This window comes from Acinetobacter sp. BY419 (assembly GCF_019038395.1).
GTDB lineage: Bacteria > Pseudomonadota > Gammaproteobacteria > Pseudomonadales > Moraxellaceae > Acinetobacter.
Map to the genome: position 1 here is coordinate 26,368 of NZ_JAGFXZ010000014.1, position 12,033 is coordinate 38,400.

Consider the following 12,033-nt stretch of genomic DNA (forward strand, 5'->3'; position numbering starts at 1 on the left):
CACCTATCTACATATGGTTTCCAAAATTTGATTTTCTGAATTTTGAAATTGATTTTGATTAAGAGCCAATTGAGCTTGGCATTGCTGTCCACCTTGTGTTTTTATTTTAAGCGTATATGGACCAGGTTTAATCAGATATAAATAGACCATCCCTTGACTGTCTACGAAAGACGAATCAGTACTTAGACCATCAACAACCACTTCTGATCCTGCTATTAGATTATTTTGCTTGAAGTCTTTTATTCTTAATGCAATACGCTTTGTTTTATAAATAGGGAAATCTAGCTTATATCCACGTTGATCCAGGCCAATTATTTTCTTAGAAGAATGCTTAAAAGTTTCTTCCATCGCCAATTGGTTATGATCAAAAGAAATATCATAATTAATATAAGGAATTATATTATGTATAAACATGTAGCCATTATTATTGGTACTTCCTACTAAACTGGCTGAACGATAAATATCTAAATCTGAATGCTGATCTACATTGACCAGTGCAAAGGCATTATCCGCATATTTCGTCAACGCCACTTTGCTCCCTAGCCAGACTAAGGCACCGTCAAACATGGCCTGTGAATTGCGGCGGTCTTCAAACTCATCGTGTGAAAGCTGTAAATTCCCGATACTGGTTTTCCATAAACCATAGGCATTATAATTAATTTCATCATCACGTTGATTTACCCCTAGGACATAATCAAAACCATTTTGAGTCATGGTTCTTCGACTATAACTTAAGCCAGTTTCGTTATTATCAGTATCATGATCTAGATAGACCTGACCTTTATCTCCCCAATCATAAGAAAAAGCGACATTAAATCCTCCATCATCACCATCGCCAAAATCCTTAAAAAAACCCAAACTTGTATATAAATTATCTGTTATTTTTTTTGATGCTCTAATGTCTAAAATTTTACGATCATCTTCCAAAAAATCTTCAGCCAAGTAACTTGACTGCTGCACATAACTAACATTTAAACTGTCAATAATTTTTAAATCAAAAAAATTAAAATAGATAATATCTGAAGTTTTAATATTGGAGTTATAATCTTCCTGACTTAAATATTCATATTTTTTAGTGAAATATCGGCTATTCAACCCAAATGACCAATTTGTAAAATCCCGTGTTATGGCAATGGATCCCGCATAGCCCTGCTGGTCTTCTTTATCGGCTTTACTTACCGAAAATACAGTATCCAGCAGAAAATACTTACTCACCCCTTGGGTCCATAATAAGTCAAAATTACTTACTTTCTCACTGTATAAAAGATCCCCGCCCATGGTAGTCGAAGAGGTGAGTCCTCTCCGGAAAAATAGTTTAGTAAAAAAATCACGATAGTCATCATCAACATAATCATAATTATATCTTAGCTTCCCTAAGGAGATATTATATTCATTCAATTTTGGCTTTAATAAACGATTATTAATATATACCGGGAAACTTCTGACTGTTTTATTCCCTAGAATATCTTCCACCACAATTTGCGCATCACCTGCCTGATTTACGATTGAACCTGCGGGCAGATTATAATTACCCGGCACAACCGAATCCTTATATAAATTTATGCCATTGATATACAAATCTACAGTCGAAGGTAGGCTGGCACTGCCATTCAGAGCAGGAATATTCCAGTAAATAAAATCTGGACGATCTGTATAAATTGTACCGAGACTTAAACCACCAAACCGGAAAGAACTATTTAAAGTACTATAGGGGCTAGTGGTATCCCCTACTGTTAATCTTAAAAACTTATCAGGAAATTCAAAATCCAGGCTGCTGCTCACCCGCAATAATTTCTGTTCATTTCCTTCAGGTTCATTACGATATAAAAAGGCATTTTTAAATAGCCAGTAATCTTTAAATATTCCCACTTCTGAAAATGTATTAAATTCATGATCACGACTATCTCGACTGTAGAATAGACTGTAGTTAACGAATCCTCCAAAATCTGCCTTTTCAGGCTGCAGTACTTCCAGATCATAAGCCTGATCTTCAAAATAACTTACCGGAAAATTAATTTTAATCGCCTGAAGACTATAATCATCCTCTACTGTAATTCCTGTTTGACTGATTAAACAAAAATCATTTTTCTTTAAATGACGGTGAAACTTTTCTACTTTGATTCCTAAATTATGTAAGGGTTCACATTCAATAAATTTTTTCCCCTCCTCAGTAAAAGTAATTGCTTCAGTTTTATAATCTAGGCCGTTTATCCATATATTCACGATTAACATCTCTGGATCTTTTCTTTGGCTTTCTGCCAGGTTCGTATTTGCTTTTCCAGGCGTCACACCAATACCACATACGATCATCATGAGAATTTTAGTGGCTTTCATAGCACATCCTTTGACTATTTTTTATTCTTCTTACAATCCGTTCTAAGCATTGATAGGGTATTCTAAATATTCCCCATATTCTTCCACTTTTATTTTTAACTTCAGGTTTCCAGTAGTTTTTATTTCCCCAATTTCAAATTTGATTTTATTTCCGCTCAAAACATATTGAGTCAGGTCTTTTTTTAATACTTCATTATTATTGCTGTCTAATACTATGACTTCTACAATCTTCGCATGTGATTTGGCTTTATTATCCACTTTCAAATAGGCCAAATCATTTACTTTCTCCAGATTCACATTAAGCTGTGGAGGTAATTGTTTTCCCGCAAAAAGTGGCAAGGAAAAATTAAATAAAAAGTTGATCGTTGAGGTGTCATCTACAGGCGTAACCTCTTTAAAAATAACTCTCCATGCTTGCTGCTTTTCAGTATCCATAAGTGGCTGACTAAATCCGATCCGGACTATTTGTTTGCTTTCCGGCTTTAATTCGAAGGTTCTTGGATTAAATAATAATGTGTTATCTTCGACTAGAATATCTTCCCCCCTTTCATCCTGCTGCCATTTAAATGCAGAAATTTCATATATTTTTGAAAACTTCACCCCTGTACTCTCAATATTGACTGTCGTACTTCTCTGTTTTTTAAAATCCTGAATATACAACTGGATCGGACTAAACTTTATTCCTGCAGAGAGGGTAGCACTACATAGCAATAATAAAAAAAATCCGATTATTTTTTTATGCATTTTTTACTCCCAAGATTTATATAGTTATTATTCAATAAAAAAATATTAAAATAGGAGATGATTCACACATCTCCTATCCATTCAGTGCTTATAAAGAATGAATTTCTTATTATTAGAATCGAACTTCGACATTATATGTACCAAGATAAGTTCCAGCATCGGCTGCTGCAATCGCACTACCCGCCACTGTAGCTGCTACATCCCAACGATGAGCCTGTCCTTTGGTACTTGTTTGAGTTCCAGAATAAGCTTTTCCACCACGTGTAGTAGTCATAGATACAGGTACAGTGTTCTGACCACTACGCAAATTGTTTGGTGCATTAATATTTAATCGATAAGGGGCATTTGTGCTTACATTAAAGAAACCCGCGTCACTCCAATTCCCCCCCGTTGTTTGGGCAAGTGTTAATTGGGGTGTCTCCACATCCAAATCACAATGTCTTGGAACATCTAACACAATGTCAATTTTTCCATCACACTTATCCCCACAACCATGTTTACCTGGTTTATGTGAACCTGGTTTTCCTGCAACCTGATTCGCATAAACTGCTGTGGAACCTAAACCAAAGCTCAATACTACAGTTGCCAATACGGCTTGAGTCATTTTATTCATGAGTATGCTCCATTCCTTTTTGGAAGAATATATTTATTAAGTTTTACGCTTACATTATGAACTCTTGTTATTATGAGTAATGTTATGTAGGCGTGCAGCCATCTTATTATTATTCCTAAAAAAACATACAGAAGCTCTAATATTCACAATATATTGACTTATACTATATTTTTTATTTTTTATTAAAAATTCTTTATTTTATAAATATTTATTTAAAAAATCTTTAATGTTACCAAATATTAATGAGCTTATATTTACCATTAATATTTATATATAAACTTTGTCCAAAACCTCAATACAAATATAAAATATTGATACTTATATTATTTTCAACAAACTTCAATTGTTCTAATTTTTTACATTTTTATTTTTACAAAGCCTTACAATTTACAATTAAATCCAATATAAATCATAATTACATCGATATTTTTTTGTTATTTTTCAAATATACCCTACTTTTAAAAATTTCAACACCTCTCTTCCCAAATACATTTAATTACTTAATTTTAAATCTTACATGATTCTTTAAATAAAAGTTTATTTATATCCAACCACTATTCCCTCCTGGGAATTTTAATTATTATTCATCTGAATTATTTAAAATAAATATCACTTTTTAATTAATATAATTATAATATTAGTCCTCTTGCGTTAGTCAAAATTTAAACAGCCACAAGCTATATTTTATAAGGTTTTAGCTAATTCAAAAATTAGGTAAAAGCATACTTTCCGCAAGAGGTCTATTATTTACCCATAATATAGTTTATTTAGACTTAAAAATTAATTTTAATTTGCAAGTTTTCTGGAGTTTTAATTACATTTCCTTTTTCTTACTTCACACTTAATGAAGCGATCAAAAACTTACTTATCATGATAATTATAAAAGCAGAGATAGGACATATATCAACAAATCAAAAAATATTTTCTGCCATTAAAAATCAGTAAATTACCCATAAAAAAACCCACTTGCGCAGGGTTTCATAGCATATAATTCAGAAAATCAGTTTTTCTCTTTCTCACCGATTTTGTTCGCTTGAATCTAAGCCACGAAAAGAGAGGAAAACACAGCTTTAAACGAAGTACCAAATAGGAAAGCCCCACTTTGTATAAAAAAAAGCCCCTGTTAAAAACAAGGGCTTTTTGACTTAGAAATTAGAACTTAGTTCTTTTCTTTATCTACAATCTTGTTCGCTTGAATCCAAGGCATCATAGCACGTAACTTGTTACCCGTTACTTCGATACCGTGAGCAGCGTTTTGACGACGACGAGCAGTCATAGAAGGGTAGTTTAAAGCCCCTTCGTTGATGAACATCTTCGCGTATTCGCCAGATTGAATACGTTTAAGCGCATTACGCATCGCTTCACGAGACTGTTCGTTAATTACTTCAGTACCCGTTACGTATTCGCCATATTCAGCGTTGTTTGATACAGAGTAGTTCATGTCCGCGATACCGCCTTCGAACATTAAGTCAACGATCAATTTAAGTTCGTGTAGACATTCGAAGTACGCCATTTCTGGAGCATAACCCGCTTCAACCAAAGTTTCGAAGCCCATTTTAACCAGTTCAACCGCACCCCCACAAAGAACTGCTTGCTCACCGAAAAGGTCAGTTTCAGTTTCTTCACGGAATGAAGTTTCGATAATACCTGTACGACCACCACCTACGCCTGAAGCGTAAGAAAGCGCAACGTTACGTGCATTACCAGACGCATCTTGGTGAATTGCGATTAAGTCAGGCACACCTGAACCACGTTGGTATTCTGAACGAACCGTATGACCTGGAGCTTTAGGTGCAACCATGATCACGTCTAAGTCAGCACGTGGCACAACTTGGTTGTAAAGAATTGAGAAACCATGAGCAAACGCTAAAGTTGCGCCTTGCTTGATGTTTGGCTCAATCTCGTCACGGTAGAGTTGAGATTGGAATTCATCTGGAGTCAAGATCATAACTACATCAGCTTGTGCTACAGCAGCAGCAACTTCAGCAACTTTAAGACCTGAATTTTCAGCTTTCTTCCAAGAAGTAGAGTTCGCACGTAGACCTACAGTGACATCAACACCAGAGTCTTTAAGGTTAAGCGCATGCGCGTGACCTTGTGAACCGTAACCAATGATCGCTACTTTCTTAGATTGGATGATAGATAAGTCACAGTCTTTATCGTAAAAAATTTGCATTGCTGTCTCCGCTTGAATGCTTGTTTGTCTGTTTAAATCAGGCAATGGTCCTTGAATTTACATTGCCTGATCCCCCTTCTTATTAAGATGAGGAAATACTTGAAATTTAGATTGTTAGTACTTTTTCGCCGCGCGCAATACCTGAAACACCCGAACGCACAACTTCCAAAATGGTGTGTTCTGCAAGTGCATCAATAAATGCATCTACTTTCTCGGTCGTACCCGCAATTTGAATGGTATAGGTCGTGGGCGTTACATCGACAATCTGACCACGGAAAATATCGGCAGTACGCTTGATTTCGTCACGAGATGAACCCAATGCCTTGACTTTGATCAGCATCAGTTCACGCTCAATATGCGCACCTTCAGACAGATCAACCACTTTAACCACTTCCACCAGTTTATTAAGCTGTTTGGTGATTTGCTCGATCTTGTGATCATCGCCATAAGTGGTCAACGTCAAACGTGAAAGTGTCGGATCTTCAGTCGGTGCCACGTTCAATGTTTCGATGTTGTAGCCACGCTGTGAGAACAAGCCCACTAAACGGGAAAGCGCGCCTGCTTCATTTTCAATAAGGACAGAGATGATATGTCTCATGCTGTGCGCTCCCCTTTTGCTAACCACATATCTTGCATTGATTGGCCTGCAATCAACATCGGATAAACGTGCTCAGTACGATCAATCATCACGTTAATAAATACGCACTTATCGTTAATCGCCATTGCCTCTTGAAGCTTAGATTCAAGCTCATCGGCATGGTCAATCTGAATACCGACGTGACCATATGCTTCCATCAACTTGGCAAAATCAGGCAGTGATTCTACATAAGAGCTAGAATGACGACCTTCGTAGTTCATGTCTTGCCACTGTTTCACCATACCCAAGGAACGGTTGTTTAAGCACAAAATTTTTACGTTTAAACCGTACTGCTTACAGGTTGAAAGTTCCTGGATACACATCTGAATCGATGCTTCACCGGTGATACACACTACTTGCTGATCAGGGAATGCGAGCTTCGCTGCCATCGCATAAGGTAAACCTACACCCATGGTGCCCAGGCCACCTGAGTTGATCCATTGACGCGGACGTTTGTATTTGTAATACATCGCACCAAACATCTGATGCTGACCTACGTCAGAGGTAATGATCGCTTCGCCATTGGTTATTTTGTCCAATGCCTGAACCACTTGTTGTGGCTTCATTACACCATCAACACCTGCTTCAAAACGACCGCCATGAACCTTGCGCCATTCATTGATCTGTTCCCACCATGCCGCAATCGCTTCAGGATTTGGCTTGGAAACATCGAGCTGTTTCAGCTGGTTCAACATCTCATTCAACACAGGCTCTACAGCACCTACGATTGGAATATGGGCCATAATGGTTTTTGAAATCGTCGCTGGGTCGATATCAATATGAATCACTTTGGCATTCGGACAGAATTTTGCCGGATTATTGGTGACACGGTCATCGAAGCGCGCGCCTACACACAAAATCACATCTGCATTGTGCATGGTCATGTTGGCTTCGTAAGTACCGTGCATACCCAACATACCGATGAACTGTGGATCATCGCCCGGGAATGCACCAAGACCCATCAGGGTATTGGTTACTGGATAATCCAATAGATGCGCAAGCTCTGTTAATTGTGCAGATGCATTACCTTGAACTACACCGCCACCCGAGTAAATCACTGGGCGTTTGGCATTGATTAATTCTTCAATCGCTTTACGAATTTGACCTGAGTGACCACGGAATGGTGGCTGATACGAACGCATCTTCACTTTTTCCGGATATTCGTAAGCAAATTTCTCTGCAGGATTGGTGGCATCCTTCGGAATATCGATCACGACAGGGCCAGGGCGACCAGATGAGGCGATATAGAATGCTTTTTTGATGATTGCAGGAATTTCGCTGGCATGACGTACCTGGAAACTATGTTTCACGATTGGGCGAGAAATACCGACCATATCGGTTTCCTGGAAGGCATCTTCACCAATCAGATGACTCGCAACCTGACCTGACAAAATCACCATCGGGATTGAGTCCATATAGGCCGTTGCAATTGGCGTGACCGTGTTGGTTGCGCCCGGACCTGAGGTCACCAGCACCACACCGGTCTTACCTGTTACGCGTGAGTAAGCATCTGCCATGTGACCGGCAGCTTGTTCGTGACGTACGAGGTAATGATTGATTTTGTCTTGTTGAAATAGCGCATCATAAATATGAAGAACTGCGCCGCCTGGGTATCCAAAAACATGTTCAACGCCTTCGTCCGCTAATGCACGAACAAGCATTTCACCACCAGATAGAAGTTCCAACGTGATTCACCCTAATGTTATTACACTGCACAAATGGGAGGCATTTGCAGTGTTTCATTTGTTAACTGTCTGCACTGTTATAGCACAATAATTTCATAGTTTTCATAGCAATAGGAAAAAAATCTGATCTCTTTGCTGTTCGAGCAATACAAGACCTAAAACATGTTGGGATAAACATATTTTGCTTAGCTTTGTTCAATTTCTCGGCTAGAGAAATCGCCCACTGCATGAAATGACACTTAGTCGAAGGGTGATCGATCTAAGGCATATAAAACTATTGCAGCATTCTTGTGTTTTCAGGCTTTAAAGTCAAGTTTAAAAAACAGCCAATTTATGCTTATAGTGTCCAAATCTGCTGTTTTTAACAGCAATCTCCGCTTACAGCTCTGCATTTACCCTCTGGTATATTTATCTAATTCAATAAAATTCATAGGGTTATTCGTTTAATTTTATAAATTTTTAATATGTCTTATATAAAAAAAATGAATGAATTTTTATTAAATTAAAGGAAATTGTTTATCAATAAATTTTGTATATGAAAATTTACCCCTTATTTTCTTAAACTCCAGGCCGAGCTTATATAAGCAGTTAACCTCGAATAAAGCAGATAAAAAGCCATCATTTTTACTTAAAAAATCACTACAATAATTGCAGTATTCCATGCCGAGAAAGCCGGGACCCAAGAACAATGAAAATATCTTTTTTATCTACCTTCAGCTTAAGTTGCGCTGTTACTGTAAGTCTCTTCAGTATGAGCGCTTCCGCAATTCAGTATCATAAATGGGTCGATGCCAAAGGCATCACACACTACACCAAGACGCCACCACCGAAATCTGCGAAAAAATCCACGACAGTGGACACCTATGGCTGGAAAAATTCGGCACCGACACCGTCTAGAACTACTGAAACTGAAATGCAAACCGAGAATACGTCTCAAGAACAACTGCAACAAACACCTCAAGTTCCTGCACATCAGGACCAGCAGCAACGTGAAGCAAACGAAGCCTTGCAGCAATCTAAAAATCGCGCGGTAGCTTTATAAGGCGCCTGTAGATAGAACAGCGGTTTTTTCTTCGGGAAATGCCGGTGCAAAATTCACTTTTAGGTACATTTTGCGCTATGCTGTGCAACAGACTTTTTCACCGTAATTCACTGATACGTTTATGACTACTCATATTGATTCCGAATATCAAGCCAGTGCGATTGAGCCTCAAGTCCAACAGGATTGGGAATCTCGCAAAGCCTTTAAAGTTGCCGACAAAGTAGAAGGTCCACGTCGTTATATTCTCTCGATGTTTCCTTACCCAAGTGGCAAGCTGCATATGGGTCATGTGCGTAACTATACGATTGGTGACGTGATCAGCCGTTTCCACCGTCTCAAAGGTGAAACCGTTCTGCAACCGATGGGTTGGGATGCTTTTGGTCTACCTGCTGAAAACGCAGCGATTGCACACCAGGTTGCTCCGGCAAAATGGACATTTGAAAATATCGCCTACATGCGCGACCAGTTGAAAAAACTCGGTCTTGCGGTGGATTGGGATCGCGAATTTGCCACCTGTACCCCTGAATACTACCGCTGGGAACAATGGCTATTTATTCAGCTTTATAAAAAAGGCTTGATTTACCGCAAGCTTTCAACTGTGAACTGGGATCCGGTTGATCAGACTGTACTTGCCAACGAACAGGTAGAAAATGGTCGCGGCTGGCGTTCAGGTGCACTGGTTGAAAAGCGTGATATTCCAATGTACTACTTCCGCATTACCGACTATGCGCAAGAATTACTTGATGATTTAGACACACTGAAAGATGGCTGGCCACAACAGGTCTTGACCATGCAGCGTAACTGGATTGGTCGCTCACAAGGGATGGACATTACCTTCCCTTCTGCAAATCCAGAAATTTATGCCGATAGTTTAACCGTCTTTACCACCCGTGCCGATACTTTAATGGGTGTGACGTATGTTGCGGTTGCAGCAGAACACCCAATGGCGCTGAAAGCGGCTGAAACAAACCCTGAATTGGCTGCATTTATTGAAGAATGCCGTATGGGTTCTGTGGCTGAAGCGGATCTGGCCACTGCCGAGAAAAAAGGCATGGCAACCGGTTTGTCTGTTAAGCATCCTGTCACAGGCGAAGAAGTTCCAGTTTGGATCGCCAACTACGTGCTGATGTCTTATGGTTCAGGTGCGGTAATGGCTGTTCCTGCCCATGATGAACGTGACTTCGAATTTGCCAACAAATATGGCTTGAGCATCAAACAAGTGATTGATGCCAAAGGCGCAGACGATGCAGATTTTGATGCTGCAACTTGGCAAGAATGGTACGGCTCGAAAGAAGGCAAATTAGTAAACTCTGGCGAGTTTGACGGTCTAGATTTACAAGGTGCTTATGATGCTTTCCTTGCAAAATTAGAACCAACTGAACTTGCGAATTCTAAAGTTCAATTCCGTTTACGCGACTGGGGTGTATCTCGTCAGCGTTATTGGGGTTGTCCAATTCCAATGATCAACTGTGAAAAATGTGGTCAGGTGCCGGTACCGGAAGAGCAACTTCCTGTGGTATTGCCAACGGATGTAGTTCCAGACGGTTCAGGTAATCCGCTGAACAAAATGCCTGAATTTTTTGAGACCAAATGTCCTTGTTGTGGCGGCGATGCTCGTCGTGAAACAGACACGTTAGACACCTTTGTAGAATCATCTTGGTACTATGCCCGTTATGCATCGCCAGACTTTACTGATGGCATGGTGAAACCAGAAGCTGGTCAAACCTGGCTACCTGTAAACCAATACATCGGTGGTGTTGAACATGCGATTCTACATTTGTTATACGCCCGTTTCTTCCACAAATTGATGCGTGATGAAGGTGTCGTTCAAGGCAACGAACCATTCACCAATCTGCTCACTCAAGGTATGGTACTAGCAGATACCTTCTACCGTGAAGCTGAATCTGGCAAGAAAACCTGGTTTAACCCGGCAGATATCGAGCTTGAGAAAGATGAAAAAGGCCGGGTGCTTTCTGCCAAATATAAAGAAGATGGCCAAGAAGTTGTGGTCGGCGGTCAGGAAAAAATGTCCAAATCGAAAAATAACGGTATCGACCCGCAATCGATTATTGACCAATACGGTGCAGATACCGCACGTGTATTTATGATGTTCGCTGCGCCACCTGATCAGTCACTTGAATGGTCTGATGCCGGGGTTGAAGGTGCAAACCGCTTCCTGAAACGTGTCTGGCGTCTGGCAACTGGCTTTCTTGAAAAAGGTAACGCGGCATCAAACATCGACAAAGCTGCGCTTTCAACAGCTGCTCAGGACTTACGTCGCAAAACACATGAAACCATCCAGAAAGTGGGTGATGACATTGAACGTCGTCATGCATTCAACACAGCGATTGCCGCATTAATGGAATTATTAAATGCGAACAACAAGTTTGAAGCAAAAGATGATAACGATGTTGCCGTTGCACGTGAGTCGATTACCACGCTGTTAATTCTACTTGCACCATTTGCACCGCATTTAAGCCAGACTTTATTGGCTGAATTTGGGATTGAATTGAATTCAGCCCTGTTCCCTGCTGTGGACGAGTCTGCACTGACACGTAATACGCAAACGATTGTGGTACAAGTGAACGGTAAACTGCGTGGCAAGCTAGAAGTATCAGTCGATGCTTCTAAAGATGATATTTTGGCTCAGGCCAAAGCGTTGCCTGAAGTTCAGCAATTCTTGATCGGTCCAACCAAGAAAGAAATCGTGGTACCGAATAAGTTAGTGAATTTGGTGGTTTAATCCCCCTACCCCCTCTTTTAAAAAGAGGGGAATTTAAGGATTTCACAATTCCCAACCAA

At 39.6% G+C, this 12,033-nt stretch carries 8 protein-coding genes; 2 read left to right on the top strand and 6 right to left on the bottom strand.

What is annotated here, in order from left to right; genetic code table 11:
• Nucleotides 1-3: 3 nt before the first annotated feature.
• The 6 genes from KUG37_RS07330 to KUG37_RS07355 form a co-directional block, all read right to left on the bottom strand.
• Nucleotides 4-2,334: a fimbria/pilus outer membrane usher protein gene (locus KUG37_RS07330; protein WP_216935062.1), complete on the bottom strand. Its 2,331-nt coding sequence runs from the start codon at nt 2,332-2,334 to the stop codon at nt 4-6.
• A gap of 42 nt (nt 2,335-2,376) precedes the next feature.
• A complete protein-coding gene (locus tag KUG37_RS07335; protein WP_216935064.1) occupies nt 2,377-3,078 on the bottom strand; it encodes a molecular chaperone in 702 nt (233 codons plus the stop codon).
• 112 nt (nt 3,079-3,190) lie between these two features.
• Complete coding sequence (locus KUG37_RS07340) at nt 3,191-3,691, bottom strand: hypothetical protein (protein ID WP_216935066.1); 501 nt, start codon at nt 3,689-3,691, stop codon at nt 3,191-3,193.
• A 1,159-nt stretch (nt 3,692-4,850) separates the two neighbouring features.
• Nucleotides 4,851-5,867: a ketol-acid reductoisomerase gene (ilvC, locus tag KUG37_RS07345; RefSeq protein WP_216935068.1), complete on the bottom strand. Its 1,017-nt coding sequence runs from the start codon at nt 5,865-5,867 to the stop codon at nt 4,851-4,853.
• Nucleotides 5,868-5,973: 106 nt separating this feature from the next.
• Entirely contained in the window at nt 5,974-6,465 is a 492-nt protein-coding gene (gene ilvN / locus KUG37_RS07350) for an acetolactate synthase small subunit (protein WP_216935070.1), read from the bottom strand.
• The gene (locus KUG37_RS07355) at nt 6,462-8,189 is read right to left on the bottom strand and encodes an acetolactate synthase 3 large subunit (RefSeq protein ID WP_216935072.1); all 1,728 of its coding nucleotides are present in this window, start codon (nt 8,187-8,189) and stop codon (nt 6,462-6,464) included. Before KUG37_RS07355 ends, ilvN begins: the two co-directional genes overlap by 4 nt.
• Nucleotides 8,190-8,877: 688 nt before the next feature.
• Here KUG37_RS07355 and KUG37_RS07360 point away from each other — a divergent pair.
• A complete protein-coding gene (locus KUG37_RS07360; RefSeq protein WP_216935073.1) occupies nt 8,878-9,231 on the top strand; it encodes a DUF4124 domain-containing protein in 354 nt (117 codons plus the stop codon).
• Between the two features lie 121 nt (nt 9,232-9,352).
• Entirely contained in the window at nt 9,353-11,974 is a 2,622-nt protein-coding gene (leuS, locus tag KUG37_RS07365) for a leucine--tRNA ligase (protein ID WP_216935075.1), read from the top strand.
• The last annotated feature ends 59 nt before the right edge of the window (nt 11,975-12,033 follow it).